The sequence below is a fragment of the Stenotrophomonas maltophilia group sp. vghtpe118 genome (genome assembly GCF_052605195.1).
On the sequence record NZ_CP199672.1, the window covers coordinates 3264184 to 3277441 of the forward strand.

Genomic DNA, 13258 nt, shown 5'->3' on the forward strand with positions numbered 1-13258 from the left:
GGCCTTCGAGCCTCCCCGCGCGCCGCTTCCTGGAAGAAGCATGCATACCATTGAAGTCGTCCTGGCGATGCTGGTGGCCGTTGTCGCCAGCGGCTACCTGGTTCGCGTCCTCCCGTTCTCGTTGCCGCTGCCGCTGGTGCAGATCGGCCTGGGCGCGGTCATCGCCGGGGTGTTCAACCGCGGCCACGCGCTGGAGCCGGAAGTGTTCTTCCTGCTGTTCCTGCCGCCGCTGCTGTTCCTGGATGGCTGGCGCATCCCCAAGCAGGGCCTGTTCCGCGACAAGGGCGCGATCCTCGAGCTGGCGTTCGGCCTGGTGGTGTTCACCGTCATCGGTGCCGGCCTGCTGATCCACTGGATGATTCCGGTGATGCCGCTGGCGGTGTGCTTTGCGCTGGCGGCCATCGTCTCGCCGACCGATCCGGTGGCGGTCGGCGCGATCGCTTCCAAGGCACCGATTCCCAAGCGACTGATGCACATCCTGGAAGGCGAGTCGCTGCTCAACGATGCGTCCGGCCTGGTCTGCTTCCGCTTCGCGGTGGCGGCGGTGATGACCGGTTCCTTCTCGCTGGCCACGGCCTCGCTGACCTTCGTGTGGGTGGCGGTGGCCGGCCTGGCCGTGGGCGTGGCGGTTACCCTCGGCGTGTCCACGTTCCAGCGCTGGCTGTGGCGCCGCTTCGGCGAGGAACCGGGGGCGGCGATGCTGGTCAACCTGCTGATCCCGTTCGCGGCCTACCTGCTGGCCGAAGAAATCCATGCCTCGGGCATCCTCGCCGCAGTCGCCGCCGGTATCGCGATGAGCTACGTCGAGCTGACCGGCCGTGTCTCCGGCAGCATGCGCGTACAGCGCGCGGGCGTCTGGAACATGCTGCAGTTCAGCTTCAACGGCATCATGTTCGTGCTGCTGGGCGAGCAGCTGCCCGGTATTGTCGAACGTGCCACCACCACCATGAACGAGACCGGCCACCAGAGCGCGTGGTGGCTGCTGGTGTACGTAGTGGTGATCAACCTGGCACTGATCCTGTTGCGCCTGCTGTGGGTATGGCTGTCGCTGCGCTGGAACCTGCTGCGTGCACGCCGCCGAGGCCTGGAACGCGGCGAGGCACCGAACTGGCGCATCGTGGTGGCGACCTCGGTGGCCGGCGTGCGCGGTGCGATCACCCTGGCCGGCGTGCTGACCCTGCCGTTGTTCCTGCCTGATGGCAGCGCGTTCCCGGCGCGCGACCTGGTGATCTTCCTGGCCGCGGCGGTGATCCTGTTCTCGCTGGTCGGCGCCAGCGTGGCGCTGCCGCAGCTGCTGAAGGGCCTGCAGCTGCCGGCCGATTCGGGCGAGCGCAAGGAAGAGGACCTGGCACGCCGGCTGTCGTCAAAGGCCGCGCTGGCCGGGGTCGAGCGCATGCGCCAGCAGCTGGTGATGAACCAGAACACCGAGAACGTGCAGCTGTACAACGACGCTGCCTCGCGGGTGAGCCTGCTGTACCAGCGGCACCTGGAGAAGGACAACGATGGGCCCGACGTGGACCCGGAGAAGGTGCGGCGCATGGAGCTGGGGTACCGCCAGCTGCGCAGCGCCGGCCTCAATGCCGAGCGCGAGGAACTGTTCCGGTTGACCCGGCGCGGGGTGATCTCCGATGAGATCTCGCGGCGCCTGATCCGCAACCTGGACCTGCTGGAATCGCGCAAGCGCGAATGACGCCTGGGACCGGGCGTTGCAGACGCTGACGCGGATTCCGCCCTGGCATGTAGAGCCGAGCCCATGCTCGGCTGCGCTTGCTTCAGGCGTCATGAACCCGGAACGAAAAGCAGCCGAGCACAGGCTCGGCTCTACATGCCGGTGCCGGTTATTCCGGCTTCTGGTCCAGGAAATACACCTCGACCTTGCCCTTGACCTTGATCGTCATCGGGTTGCCGCGGCGGTCGCGGGCCTTGCCGGCCTGCACGCGGATCCAGCCTTCGCTGACCGAGTATTCCTCGACGTTGTCGCGCTCGACGTCGTTGAAACGCACGCCGACGCCGCGCTCCAGCGCCTGCGCATCATGGAAGGGGCTGGCCGGGTTGATCGCCAGGTGGTCGGGAGGGGTATCGCTCATCGCTTCATTCACAGTGACGGCCACCAAGGCCGGCTTCAGCGGCACAGGATAAACCGTAGAATGCCGGCCTGCCCCAGAGGACGTTCCGCCATGCCCGACAACAGCGACTATTTCGACTTCGAGGAAGACATCCACGACTTCGACGAGGATGGATTCGAGGCGCGGGTCTGGAACCTGCTGGTGCTGATCAACCCGGGCGACGAAGAGTTGGCCCTGCAGCAGTTCAACCGCTGGCGCGAGCACCTGTCCGAGGACGGGCAGCCGCTGGAAGCGGACAGCGACTGGCTGCCGGCGCTGTTCACCGCCATCGCCTGGCAGTCCGGTTTCGATGTGGAGCGCGACGACCTGGAATCGCTGCAGTCGGCGGTCAACGAGCTGTCGGCGCGCTTCAACCTGCAGCTGGACTGGGGTGGCGACCTGGACGACGAGGACTTTGCCGAAGGCCTGGACGGCGTGCAGCTGATGGCCACCGCCTTCGACCGCCTGCGCGAGCACAACTACACGCTGTGGAGCGTGGATGCCGGCAGCGACGGCTTCACCGGCGTGATGGCGCTGACCCGTGACGACGACGCGATGCTGGCGCTGTGCTCGCTGCTGAACGTGGAAATCCGGCTGGGCAGCGACCCGTTCTGAGCGGGCAGGCAGCGCTGCGCATGTAGAGCCGAGCCCACGCTCGGCTGCATTTCGCGTAGAGCAGCCGAGCATCGGCCCGGCTCTACAGGAGGTAAACGGCAGCCGAGCCTATGGCCGGTATTGCGCCCGGGCGTTGGCGATCACCGCCTTGACCAGTTCGCGCTCGGTGTGCCGGGAAATCGCTCGTGCGCCAAGCGCGATCGCCTGCGCGCGCAGCTCGACCGTGACATCGTAATGGGCACCGCTGGCCTTGTTCTGGAAGGCCCGCGGTGGGATGCCGAGCTGCGCCGCCATCGCGTGCAGCTCGGCCAGGGTGTCGGCCATCAGGTGCGCCCAGCGCTGTCCGCGCCAGGGATGCACCGCGTCATCGACGTAGACCGTCACCGCCGCGGCCGGTTCAGGCCTGCGGCTTGCTGTCGCTGTCAGCGACCGGGGTGGCCTCGGCGTCGGCAGCAGCTTCAACCACATCGCCTTCGGCGGCCTCAGCGGCTTCTTCGCCTTCTTCGGCTTCCACGGTCTCGAACTCGGACACCAGCTTGTCCAAGTACTCGTCAGCGGTCTGGCCGGATTCGGCGGCCAGGGTGTCCAGCAGCTTCTGCAGCAGTTCGGAGTACTCCAGGTTGACCTTACGGCCTTCCTTCTCCTGCACGTTGGCCAGGTGCTTGAGCATGGCCAGCATCGGCACCGGGTTCTCGGCGTTGCCCATGGTCTGGCCGCCGATGGCCAGCAGCCATTCACGGCCCTGCAGGCCGATGGCCGCCACCACCTGGCCGTCTTCGTTGGTCAGCACGGCATGGTTCTGCACCTGCTGCTGGGCATTCAGGCGCAGGAACGGGCGCTTGGCCTGCTGCTTCTTGCGCTTGTCGCGCTTGGCCTTGGAGTTCTGGGACATGGGGTGGGGTCACCTGGAAACGGAAAGACCGCCATTGTAGCGGCCGCACGCAGGTGGGGTCAGATCCCTTTCCAGGGGAAAGGGATCTGACCCCGGTTCAGTGCGCCTTACCCTGCGCGGCCTGCACGTCCGGGTCGGCGGTCGGCGCCGACAGCCCCACCTGCGGACCGGCACCGGCCAAGGCGGCCGCTTCGGCGGCCCGGGTCATCACCACGATGCTGATGCGGCGGTTGATCGGGTTCTGCGGGTCGGCCTTGTCGAACAGCACCGATGAAGACAGGCCGACCACGCGGGTGATCTTGTTGTCCTCCAGGCCGCCGTCCACCAGCGCGCGGCGGGCGGCATTGGCACGATCGGCGCTCAGTTCCCAGTTGCCGTAGCCACGTGCAGCCGAATAGGCGGTGATGTCGGTGTGGCCGGTCAGGCTGATCCGGTTCGGCACGTGGTTCAGGTAGTTGGCCAGCTCGTGCAGGATCTGCTGCGTGTACGGTTTCAGCGTGGCGCTGCCGAGGTCGAACATCGGCCGGTTCTGCTTGTCCACGATCTGGACGCGCAGGCCCTCCGGGGTCAGGTCCAGCAGCAGCTGGTCCTTGAACGGCTCCAGGGCCTGGCTCCTGCTGATCGCTTCCTGCAGCTCCTTCATCAGTGCTTCCAGCTGCTGCTTGTCGCGCTGCTGCTGGTCCACCGGCTGCGGTACCGCTTCCTTCTGGTTCTGGAAGGGGTCGTTGCTGTTGCCACGCGAAATGTCGGTGGCACCGCCCAGCTTGATCATCGAGGTGCTGGCGCCGCCCGGGCCGGCCATGCCGGGCGCCGGCGTGGCGCTCTGACCGCTCAACGGGCTGGGGTTGCGGAAGTACTCGGAAATGGCCGCACGGTCGTTCTTGTTGGTGGTGGCCATCAGCCACAGCACCAGGAAGAACGCCATCATCGCGGTCACGAAGTCGGCATAGGCCACCTTCCACGAACCACCATGATGGGCGGCGTGGCCGGCCTTCCTGACCCGGCGGACGATGACGGTGGGCTTGTTCTCGGCCATGGCTTACTTGACCGTCTTCAGGTGCTGCTCGAAATCGGAGAAGGCCGGGCGCACGTTCGACGGCAGGGTCTTGCGGGCGAACTCCAGCGCGATCTTCGGGTTGTAACCGCGCAGGCAGGCCAGCAGGGCGGTCTTGACCGATTCGTAGATGCGGCTGTCCTGCTCGGCGCGGGCCTCCATCGCGGCGGCCATCGGGCCGACGAAGCCGTAGCCCAGCAGGATGCCCAGGAACGTACCGACCAGCGCGCCGGCCACGTGGCCACCGACCTCGACGATGTCGCCACCGATCGAGCCCATGGTGATGACGATGCCCAGCACCGCGGCGACGATGCCGAAACCGGGCAGCCCGTCGGCGACCTTGGTCAGCACCTGTGAGGGCGCCATGGCCTCGGCGTGGTGCTTTTCCAGCTCCAGTTCCAGCAGCGGCTCCAGCTCATGCGGCTCGATGTTGCTGCCGATCATCAGTCGCAGGCAGTCGGTGATGAAGTCGATCAGGTGGTGGTCGGCCTGCACCTTGGGGTAGTTGCCGAACAGCGCGCTTTCGGCCGGGCGCTCGACATGGTCTTCCAACGCCATGAAGCCTTCGCGGCGGGCCTTGTTGAGCAGTTCATAGAGCAGGCTGAGCACATCGATGTAGTCCTGCTGCTTGTAGCGCGGGCCCTTGAACACACCCACCATGGCCTGCAGGGTCTGCTTGACCGTCTTGGCCGGGGTACCGACCAGGAAGGCGCCGAGCGCGGCGCCGCCGATGATGACCAGCTCATAGGGCTGCCAGAGGGCACCCAGGCGGCCGTGGGCACCGAGGTAGCCCCCGATCACGCTGATGATGACGACCAGGAATCCAACGATGATGAGCATGGGGCGACGCAAGGAGAGGGGATATCTCCTTGTCGGCCCGTCGCCCGGTTTTCTGAAGAGGGAATTCTGTGAAATCGGTCAGCGGGGTGTTTCAGCCCGCCACGCCGCTTTCTGCGCCGCCACGCTGCAACGGATCGGGCCAGGGCTCGCCATTGCCGGTGAACGAAAGTGAGACGGAGTTCAGGCAGTGGCGCTCGTAGGTGGGCGGCGGACCATCCGGGAACACGTGGCCCAGGTGGCTGCCGCAGCGCGCGCAGGTGATCTCGGTGCGCACCATGCCGTGGCTGGTATCACGGATCTCGCGCACGTGCGCCGGGTCGAACGGGGCAAAGAAGCTGGGCCAGCCGGTGCCGGAATCGAACTTGGTGCTGGAGCGGAACAGTGGCAGCGCGCACAGCCTGCAGCAGTAGACCCCCTCGCGCTTGTTGTCGAGGAACACGCCGCAGAACGGCGCCTCGGTGCCGTGCTGCAGCAGCACGCGGCGCTCCTCGCTGCTGAGGCCAGCGATCAGCGCCTCGGTCTGGGTGGCAGTGGGGGGCGTCAGGTCGAAGGCGGTCATGGCGGCGCTCCGTGGGGTCGATGGCCTGGGGATGGCGGAAAACGTGGGGGTGAAGACGCGACCTTGCAAGTGTGATGGCCGTTCATGGGCGGCACACAGGGGCGGGCGCAAGGTGAACGCGATCCACGCCGGAGCGTGCCATGAAACCAATCCTTCCCCTGCTGCTGGCCCTGTTGCCCATCGTCGCGCTGGCGCAGGTGCCGACCGCCGACCCGACTGCGACCCGCAGCGCGACCACCGTGGCGCCGCAGCCCGTGGCACCACCGCCACAGGCTGCTCGCCCGCAACCGCAGGTGCTGCCGTCGCCGCAGCCGGCGCAGCCGATCAGATCCACCGGTCCGGCCCGGGTCGCGCCGACGCCGGTGCCGAAGCCGGCCGACAAGGTCTATGACCGCAATGGCCGCATCGTTCCGGGCGTGCGCCCGGCCGGCCCGAACCGCGTGTTCGATTCGCGCACCGGCCGCTATTACGACAGCGTGCCGGCCGGCGATGGGCAGCAGATCAAGCGCTGAGTCCTGGTGCCACCAGGGTTGGCTGCTGGCTGACGCTGAGCGGGCTGAACGCACGAAAACAGCATCCAGCCGATCACTGCTTTTTCGCCTGCGATTAACCGTTGCGGGACCACCGTGGCCCTGCGCCGGCATTCCGCCGCCGCATGTCCTTCGTCCACTGGATCGCGACCATGAAAAACCAGCAGAACCGTCATCCCGGCAAGGAACCGCAGGGCCGTAACCCGCAGCAGCAACAGCAACAACAGCAGATGGAGCCGCAGCCGCCGCACAAGGGCGGCAAGCAGCAGGAACAGCGCTCGCAGAAGCATCCGCAGCAGCGCTGACTGTCGCCATGACCGGGGTCAGAGCCCGCTGCGCGGGATCCGACCCCTTGCCAGATGCCGACCGGGGTCGGATCCCGCGCAGCGGGCTCTGACCCCAACCGGTTCCCAGCTTCAATCCGGAATCGGCAGGCTCAGCGTCTCCTTCACCTCTTCCATCACGATGTAGCTCTTCGACTCACGTACATGCGGCAGTGTCAGCAACGTGCTGCCGAGCAGCTTTCGGTAGGAGGCCATTTCACTGATCCGTGCTTTCAGCAGGTAATCGAAGTCGCCCGACACCAGGTGGCATTCCAGCACGTTGGGCAGCTTCAGCGCGGCGCGGCGGAATTCCTCGAAGATGTCGCCGGACTTGTAGGCCAGGCTGATCTCCACGAACACCAGCAGGCTGGCCTTCACCGCGGCCGGGTCGAGGTGGGCGTGATAGCCGGTGATTACCCCTTCGCGTTCCAGGCGGCGTACCCGCTCGGTGCACGGGGTGGTCGACAGGCCGACCCGCTCGCCCAGCTCGGTGAAGGAGATGCGGCCTTCGGCCTGCAGGATGCGCAGGATCTTGCGGTCGATCTTGTCCAGTTCGCGGGTACGGGTGGCCATGGCCGTCAACCTTGGGGAATGAATTGCAGGAGAACATCCTGCCGGTTGATTTCAATTCAGGCAAATCAACTGGTATTGGCTGTCTATACTTCCCCAATTATGGCCCCGGCACGCTCCAGTGCAGGGAATGATCGGGTTGGAGAAGTCCCATGCGAGTCCTAGTTCTCGGCAGCGGCGTGATCGGCACTACCAGTGCCTGGTACCTGCGACAGGCCGGGTTTGAAGTCACGGTCATCGACCGCCAGCCCGGCCCAGCGCTGGAGACCAGCTTCGCCAATGCCGGCCAGCTGTCGTTCGGCTACACCTCGCCGTGGGCGGCGCCGGGCGTGCCGAAGAAGGCGATCGGCTGGCTGTTCGAGAAACACGCGCCGCTGGCGATCAAGCCGGGCATGGACCTGGCCCAGTACCGCTGGCTGTGGCAGATGCTGCGCAACTGTACCCACGAGCGTTATGCGATCAACAAGGCGCGCATGGTGCGCATGTCCGAGTACAGCCGCGACTGCCTGAACGAGCTGCGCGCGCAGATCGGCATCGAATTCGAAGGCCGCGACCTGGGCACCACCCAGTTGTTCCGCACCCAGCAGCAGCTGGATGCCTCGGCGCAGGACATCGAGATCCTGGCCCAGTACGGCGTGCCGTACGAGGTGCTGGACCGGGCCGGCATCATCCAGGCCGAACCGGCCCTGGCCCACGTCGATGGCCTGGTCGGCGCGCTGCGCCTGCCGCGTGACCAGACCGGCGACTGCCAGCTGTTCACCCGCCGCCTGGCGCAGATGTGCGTGGATGCCGGCGTCGAATTCCGCTTCGACCAGGACATCACCGGCCTGGAATTCGATGGCGACCGCATCACCGGCGTGCGCATCGACGGCAAGCTGGAAACCGCCGACCGCTTCGTGGTTGCGCTTGGCAGCTACTCGCCAGCGCTGGTTGCACCGCTGGGCATGCGCCTGCCGGTGTACCCGCTGAAGGGCTATTCGCTGACCCTGCCGATCACCGACCCGGCGATGGCGCCGACCTCGACCATCCTCGATGAGAGCTACAAGGTGGCGGTGACCCGCTTCGACGACCGCATCCGTGTCGGTGGCATGGCCGAAGTGGCCGGCTTCGACCTGTCGCTGTCGCAGCGCCGCCGCGAGACCCTGGAACTGGTGGTCAGGGATCTCTATCCGAAGGGCGGCGACCTGTCGCGCGCGCAGTTCTGGACCGGCCTGCGCCCGGCTACGCCGGACGGTACGCCGGTGATCGGCGCCACGCCGTTCCGCAACCTGTACCTCAACACCGGACACGGCACGCTGGGCTGGACCATGGCCTGCGGCTCAGGCCGCTACCTGGCCGACCTGATGAGCGCGCGACAGCCGCAGATCAGCACCGAAGGCCTGGATATTTTCCGCTACGGCCAGTACGGTCACGCGCCGCAACTCGAGAACCGCACATGCGTCCTGCCCGCGCGCTGATCGATCTGGACGCCCTGCGCAGCAACTACCGGCTCGCCCGTGAACTGGGCGGTGGCAAGGCCCTGGCGATCATCAAGGCCGATGCCTATGGGCATGGCGCGGTGCGCTGTGCGCAGGCGCTGGAGGGCGAGGCCGATGGATTCGGCGTGGCCACCATCGAAGAGGCACTGGAGCTGCGCAAGGCCGGCATCCGTGCGCCGATCCTGCTGCTGGAAGGCATCTTCGAGCCCAGCGACATGGCGCTGGTGGCCGAGCATGACTTCTGGTTCGCCGTCGGTTCGCCGTGGCAAGTGGAGGCACTGGCGGCGTTCGACAGCCCGCGCCCGTTGACGGTGTGGCTGAAGCTGGACAGCGGCATGCACCGCCTCGGCCTGGACGTGGACAGCTTCCGCGCGGCGCATGCACGCCTGTCGGCGCTGCCGCAGGTCGAGCGCATCGTGCTGATGACCCACCTGGCACGTGCCGACGAACTGGACAGCGAGCGCACCCGCGAGCAGGCCGCAACCTTCGCGCGCGCCATTGATGGATTGGAGGGCGAGACCAGCGTGTGCAACTCGCCGGCGCTGCTGGGCTGGCCGGAGGTGCGCAGCGATTGGGTGCGCCCGGGCCTGATGCTGTACGGCGCCAACCCGCTGCCGGATGACACCGCGTTGACCGCGCGACTGCGCCCGGTGATGACGATGCAGTCCAAGGTGATCGCCGATCGCTGGATTGAAGCCGGTGAACCGGTGGGATATGGCGCGCGCTTCGTGGCCAAGGCGCGCACCCGCGTGGGCGTGGTCGCGCTTGGCTATGCCGACGGTTACCCGCAGTTCGCCCCGAACGGCACCCCGGTGCTGATCGACGGCCAGCCCGGCGGGCTGATCGGGCGCGTGTCGATGGACATGTTGACGGTGGACCTGACCGCGCATCCGCAGGCCGGCATCGGCAGCGTGGTGGAGCTGTGGGGTTCCGCGCCGAAGCTGTCGGAGCTGGCGCCGCGCTGTGGCGTCAGTGCCTACCAGCTGCCGTGCGCGGTCAAGCGCGTGGCGAAGGTGTACGTGTAGAGCCGAGCGCACGCTCGGCTTCCGTAGCGGCCGACCCTGGTCGGCGCTGTGAATGCGTGTCGGCCAAGGTCGATACCTGCCGATGGGCCTACGGCCTACCGTGCTGCGGTGGCCTGCGCTGTCAGCTGCCGCTTCACCCAGTCGTCGATCAGGTGCTTTTCGTAGCGCAGTGGATCGCTGTCGCTCTTCAGGCCGATGTTGTGCAGGTAGCCGGTATCGCTCAGGCGCGCGTCGCCCTCGCTGATGATGCGGCCGCTGGCGTCCTTCAGCGTGTACTGCAGGCTGATCCGCGGTGGGTAGATGTCGCGCATGATCCGGATGTCGCGGCCGCGCGGGCCGTGCCACGGCTCGTAGTCACCGGCGCGCTTGATGTCGACCAGGGTCACATCAAGCGTCTGTCCCGGTTGCAGCGGTTTGGCGGCAGCGGTCTGCAGGTAGCGTGCCAGCTGCTGCACCCAGTCGCCACGCTCGGCTTCGAAGCGGTTGGTACTCTGGCGGATTTCGGTGAACTTGGCCGGATCGTCCCACTTCACGCTGACCGGGCCATCGGCCTGCAATGCGCGGGGAGCTTCCGGGTCGGTCACGGTGCGCGGGGCCGCGCTGGCGCCGCCCGCCGCCAGGGCGCCCGCCAACAGGGCAATCGCGAGTGAGCGTTTCATCACGGTCTCCTGCGTCCCCTCGATGGGGGCGATGTTGATCACAGATCGAGTGTGATCCTGCTTCCCGGTGTCGGCAATGGCCGCATGCGTCGTCTGCAAGAGCGGTTGCCGCCAATTCATCGACGTCAACCATGACTGACGGCGCTTGACGCTGTGAATACGCCCTTTGGAAGATGCTGTGCCTCCAACCTGGCCTGCACAGACACCCTTGTCCACACTGCCGCCCCTTGTGGAGCGCCCACCGATGACGGTGCCGGCGCCCGAACCCGACCTGCATCATGGCGTGCTTGAGCGCATCAACGCCGGTTTCTGCGTGATCCAGGTGCTGTTCGAGGGTGATCGTGCGGTCGACTACCGCTTCATCGAGGTCAACGATGCCTTCGAGCGCCACACCGGGCTGAAGGATGCGCGTGGAAAGCGCATGACGGCGCTGGAGCCCGGCCATGAGCAGGACTGGTTCCGCATCTATGGCGAGGTCGCACGCAGCGGCCGCCCGGCCCAGTTCGAGATGGAGGCGCGTGCGCTGGGCCGCTCGTTCGCGGTGGATGCGGTGCGCGTGGGCCGGCCGGGCGAGGACAAGGTCGGCATCCTGTTCTTCGACATCACCGCACGCAAGCAGATGGAAGTGGAGCTGGGCGAAAGCGAAGCCCGCTTCAGTGCGCTGGCCGACGGCCTGCCGATGCCGGTGTGGGTCTTGGACGAGCGCGGCCATGCCCGTTTCGTCAACAGTGCCTTCAGCGAGTTCTTCGGCGGTGACGAGACGCGCGTGCCGGAGGACGTCTGGCGCGGCCTGGTGCATCCGGACGACGCATCGGTCTTCGAGTACGAACTGCAGGAAGCATTGAAGGCGCAGCGCTCGATGCATGCGCTGGTGCGCGCACGCCGTGCCGATGGCCAGTGGCGCTGGCTGGAGATGAACGCCCGCCCGCGCTTCTCGCGCATGGGCCGCTTCATCGGCCTGGCCGGCAGCAGCCCGGACGTGACCGAACGCCGCGAGATCGAGCTGGCCCGCGAGGAACTGCTGCAGTCCGAGCGTGCCGCGCGCAGTGCTGCGGAAAACATGGCGCGGCTGAAGGATGAATTCCTGGCCACGCTGTCGCATGAGCTGCGTACGCCGTTGACTACCATCCTCGGCTGGAGCGAATTGCTTCTGCAGCGAGTGGACAACACCAGTCCGCTGTACAAGGGCCTGAACGTGATCGCCAACAGCGCCGGTGCGCAGAAGCGGCTGATCTCGGACATGCTCGACCTCAGCAGCATGCTGCTGGGCAAGGTGCAGCTGGAGGTGGAAGTGCTGGACCTGTGCGCGGTGCTGGGTGAGGCGATCGGCGCGCAGGAACTGGTGGCCGAAGGCAAGGCGCTGGACGTGCACCTGCAGCTGCCCACGCAACCCAGCCTGGTGCTGGGCGACGCCACGCGCCTGCAGCAGGTGTTCTGGAACCTGCTCTCGAACGCGATCAAGTTCACCCCGGCTGAAGGCCGCATCGACCTGCAGCTGCGGGCTGACGGCAACTACTGGGAGATCACCGTGCGTGACAGCGGTGATGGCATCGCACCCGAATTCCTCAATCATCTGTTCAGCCGCTTCCGCCAGGCCGACGGCACCACCACCCGCCGCCATGGCGGCCTGGGCCTGGGCCTTGCGATCGTGCAGCAGCTGGTCGAACTGCATGGTGGCACGGTCACTGCGGCCAGCGAGGGCCACGGCCACGGCGCGACCTTCACCGTGCGCCTGCCCCAGCATGTTCCCGATGCCGAACGGCGGCCGCTGCGCGAAGTGATCAGCGGGCCGATCCTGGAGCCGGTGATCGTCGAGCCGTATCCGCTGCGCGGCATGCATGTGCTGGCGGTGGAAGACCAGCCGGAAGTGCTGGAGTACTTGCGGCGCATGCTGGAAGAGCAGGGCGCCAGCGTGTCTGCGGCCAGTTCGGCCGGCGAAGCGCTGGCACTGCTGGCCGACACCGGCCACCTGCAATACCACGTGCTGCTGACCGACATCGGCATGCCGGGCATGGATGGCTATGGGCTGGTGCGCACCTTGCGCGAGGACATGGGCGTGGATGCGGCGACCTTGCCTGCGGTGGCGGTGACTGCACTGGCGCGTGCCGACGACCGTCGCCGCGCGCTGGCCTCGGGCTTCCAGGAGCATGTGGCCAAGCCGTACTCGGTAGCGCAGCTGGTGGCTGCCGTGCGCAAGGTGCAGGTGCCGCGCGCGGACAGCGCGCTGCACTGAACATTCACGGCCGATCGGCGACCCTGCAATCAGGAGGTCGCCGATGTCCCGTATAGCTCCACGTATCCACACCGATCCGGCGCAGATCGCGCGCCTGGAAGCCCTGCTGCCGCAGCTGGATGGCGAAACGCAGGTGGAACTGATTCTGCACGATGGCCGCCGCCTGCTCGGCACGGTGGCGGTGAGGCCAACTGTGCAGCAATACCGCAACGCCGCTGGTGATGAAGGCAGCAACGGCCAGTTGCGCCTGGATGACTACGACACGCCGGTGCAGCAGCACCATGTGTGGCTGGATGAAATCGCCAGTATCAACCGCCTGCCACCCAAGGCGCCTTGATCCGGTGTAGAGCCGAGCCCACGCTCGGCTCTGCCGCC

The 13258-nt window shown here is 66.9% G+C and carries 16 protein-coding genes; 8 read left to right on the plus strand and 8 right to left on the minus strand.

Going from position 1 to position 13258, the window contains the following annotated elements:
• Positions 1–40: 40 nt before the first annotated feature.
• Positions 41–1690: a Na+/H+ antiporter gene (locus ACUDTM_RS14885; protein ID WP_088496430.1), complete on the plus strand. Its 1650-nt coding sequence runs from the start codon at positions 41–43 to the stop codon at positions 1688–1690.
• Positions 1691–1838: 148 nt separating this feature from the next.
• Here ACUDTM_RS14885 and ACUDTM_RS14890 read toward each other — a convergent pair whose 3' ends face one another.
• On the minus strand, positions 1839–2087 hold the full coding sequence (locus tag ACUDTM_RS14890) for a DUF3297 family protein (protein ID WP_005415112.1): 249 nt from the start codon (positions 2085–2087) through the stop codon (positions 1839–1841).
• Between the two features lie 90 nt (positions 2088–2177).
• Between ACUDTM_RS14890 and ACUDTM_RS14895 the strand changes: the two genes are divergently transcribed.
• A complete protein-coding gene (locus tag ACUDTM_RS14895; protein WP_061478630.1) occupies positions 2178–2720 on the plus strand; it encodes a DUF6630 family protein in 543 nt (180 codons plus the stop codon).
• Positions 2721–2828: 108 nt separating this feature from the next.
• On the opposite strand, the gene ACUDTM_RS14900 is transcribed toward ACUDTM_RS14895, so the two are convergent.
• The 5 genes from ACUDTM_RS14900 to msrB all read right to left on the minus strand — a co-directional run bounded on the left by ACUDTM_RS14900 (position 2829) and on the right by msrB (position 6065).
• Positions 2829–3104 carry a DUF4031 domain-containing protein gene (locus ACUDTM_RS14900; RefSeq protein WP_061478631.1) on the minus strand — a complete coding sequence of 92 codons (276 nt, stop codon included), beginning with the start codon at positions 3102–3104 and terminating at the stop codon, positions 2829–2831.
• A 13-nt stretch (positions 3105–3117) separates the two neighbouring features.
• Positions 3118–3612, minus strand: coding sequence for a hypothetical protein (locus ACUDTM_RS14905; protein ID WP_088496431.1), 495 nt, complete (start codon positions 3610–3612; stop codon positions 3118–3120).
• A 97-nt stretch (positions 3613–3709) separates the two neighbouring features.
• Complete coding sequence (gene motB / locus ACUDTM_RS14910) at positions 3710–4648, minus strand: flagellar motor protein MotB (RefSeq protein ID WP_334271497.1); 939 nt, start codon at positions 4646–4648, stop codon at positions 3710–3712.
• A 3-nt stretch (positions 4649–4651) separates the two neighbouring features.
• Positions 4652–5506: a flagellar motor stator protein MotA gene (motA, locus tag ACUDTM_RS14915; RefSeq protein WP_005407915.1), complete on the minus strand. Its 855-nt coding sequence runs from the start codon at positions 5504–5506 to the stop codon at positions 4652–4654.
• Positions 5507–5597: 91 nt separating this feature from the next.
• On the minus strand, positions 5598–6065 hold the full coding sequence (gene msrB, locus ACUDTM_RS14920; protein ID WP_005415117.1) for a peptide-methionine (R)-S-oxide reductase MsrB: 468 nt from the start codon (positions 6063–6065) through the stop codon (positions 5598–5600).
• A gap of 140 nt (positions 6066–6205) precedes the next feature.
• Here msrB and ACUDTM_RS14925 point away from each other — a divergent pair, with 140 nt between their 5' ends.
• Complete coding sequence (locus tag ACUDTM_RS14925; protein ID WP_053498066.1) at positions 6206–6577, plus strand: hypothetical protein; 372 nt, start codon at positions 6206–6208, stop codon at positions 6575–6577.
• A 143-nt stretch (positions 6578–6720) separates the two neighbouring features.
• Entirely contained in the window at positions 6721–6900 is a 180-nt protein-coding gene (locus ACUDTM_RS14930; protein ID WP_072167733.1) for a lana protein, read from the plus strand.
• 111 nt (positions 6901–7011) lie between these two features.
• On the opposite strand, the gene ACUDTM_RS14935 is transcribed toward ACUDTM_RS14930, so the two are convergent.
• On the minus strand, positions 7012–7491 hold the full coding sequence (locus tag ACUDTM_RS14935; RefSeq protein WP_005407919.1) for a winged helix-turn-helix transcriptional regulator: 480 nt from the start codon (positions 7489–7491) through the stop codon (positions 7012–7014).
• Between the two features lie 149 nt (positions 7492–7640).
• Between ACUDTM_RS14935 and ACUDTM_RS14940 the strand changes: the two genes are divergently transcribed.
• Together ACUDTM_RS14940 and alr are read left to right on the plus strand one after the other, a co-directional pair.
• On the plus strand, positions 7641–8945 hold the full coding sequence (locus ACUDTM_RS14940; protein ID WP_111008072.1) for a D-amino acid dehydrogenase: 1305 nt from the start codon (positions 7641–7643) through the stop codon (positions 8943–8945).
• Positions 8924–9991 carry an alanine racemase gene (alr, locus tag ACUDTM_RS14945; protein WP_188241539.1) on the plus strand — a complete coding sequence of 356 codons (1068 nt, stop codon included), beginning with the start codon at positions 8924–8926 and terminating at the stop codon, positions 9989–9991. Before ACUDTM_RS14940 ends, alr begins: the two co-directional genes overlap by 22 nt.
• 95 nt (positions 9992–10086) lie before the next feature.
• Here alr and ACUDTM_RS14950 read toward each other — a convergent pair whose 3' ends face one another.
• Entirely contained in the window at positions 10087–10650 is a 564-nt protein-coding gene (locus ACUDTM_RS14950) for a DUF3016 domain-containing protein (RefSeq protein WP_072167817.1), read from the minus strand.
• A gap of 244 nt (positions 10651–10894) precedes the next feature.
• Here ACUDTM_RS14950 and ACUDTM_RS14955 point away from each other — a divergent pair, with 244 nt between their 5' ends.
• Complete coding sequence (locus tag ACUDTM_RS14955; protein ID WP_005415123.1) at positions 10895–12883, plus strand: hybrid sensor histidine kinase/response regulator; 1989 nt, start codon at positions 10895–10897, stop codon at positions 12881–12883.
• 43 nt (positions 12884–12926) lie between these two features.
• On the plus strand, positions 12927–13220 hold the full coding sequence (locus tag ACUDTM_RS14960; RefSeq protein WP_019660923.1) for a DUF3247 family protein: 294 nt from the start codon (positions 12927–12929) through the stop codon (positions 13218–13220).
• Positions 13221–13258 lie beyond the last annotated feature (38 nt).

Excerpts from the sequence above, each read along its gene's own strand:
- ACUDTM_RS14960 (WP_019660923.1), top strand. The coding sequence starts at position 12,927 with ATGTCCCGTATAGCTCCACGTATCCACACCGATCCGGCGCAGATCGCG.
- ACUDTM_RS14955 (WP_005415123.1), top strand. The coding sequence starts at position 10,895 with ATGACGGTGCCGGCGCCCGAACCCGACCTGCATCATGGCGTGCTTGAG.
- ACUDTM_RS14930 (WP_072167733.1), top strand. The coding sequence starts at position 6,721 with ATGTCCTTCGTCCACTGGATCGCGACCATGAAAAACCAGCAGAACCGT.
- motA (WP_005407915.1), bottom strand. The coding sequence starts at position 5,506 with ATGCTCATCATCGTTGGATTCCTGGTCGTCATCATCAGCGTGATCGGG.
- msrB (WP_005415117.1), bottom strand. The coding sequence starts at position 6,065 with ATGACCGCCTTCGACCTGACGCCCCCCACTGCCACCCAGACCGAGGCG.
- ACUDTM_RS14895 (WP_061478630.1), top strand. The coding sequence starts at position 2,178 with ATGCCCGACAACAGCGACTATTTCGACTTCGAGGAAGACATCCACGAC.
- ACUDTM_RS14950 (WP_072167817.1), bottom strand. The coding sequence starts at position 10,650 with ATGAAACGCTCACTCGCGATTGCCCTGTTGGCGGGCGCCCTGGCGGCG.
- ACUDTM_RS14905 (WP_088496431.1), bottom strand. The coding sequence starts at position 3,612 with ATGTCCCAGAACTCCAAGGCCAAGCGCGACAAGCGCAAGAAGCAGCAG.
- motB (WP_334271497.1), bottom strand. The coding sequence starts at position 4,648 with ATGGCCGAGAACAAGCCCACCGTCATCGTCCGCCGGGTCAGGAAGGCC.
- ACUDTM_RS14890 (WP_005415112.1), bottom strand. The coding sequence starts at position 2,087 with ATGAGCGATACCCCTCCCGACCACCTGGCGATCAACCCGGCCAGCCCC.
- ACUDTM_RS14925 (WP_053498066.1), top strand. The coding sequence starts at position 6,206 with ATGAAACCAATCCTTCCCCTGCTGCTGGCCCTGTTGCCCATCGTCGCG.
- ACUDTM_RS14935 (WP_005407919.1), bottom strand. The coding sequence starts at position 7,491 with ATGGCCACCCGTACCCGCGAACTGGACAAGATCGACCGCAAGATCCTG.
- alr (WP_188241539.1), top strand. The coding sequence starts at position 8,924 with ATGCGTCCTGCCCGCGCGCTGATCGATCTGGACGCCCTGCGCAGCAAC.
- ACUDTM_RS14940 (WP_111008072.1), top strand. The coding sequence starts at position 7,641 with ATGCGAGTCCTAGTTCTCGGCAGCGGCGTGATCGGCACTACCAGTGCC.
- ACUDTM_RS14885 (WP_088496430.1), top strand. The coding sequence starts at position 41 with ATGCATACCATTGAAGTCGTCCTGGCGATGCTGGTGGCCGTTGTCGCC.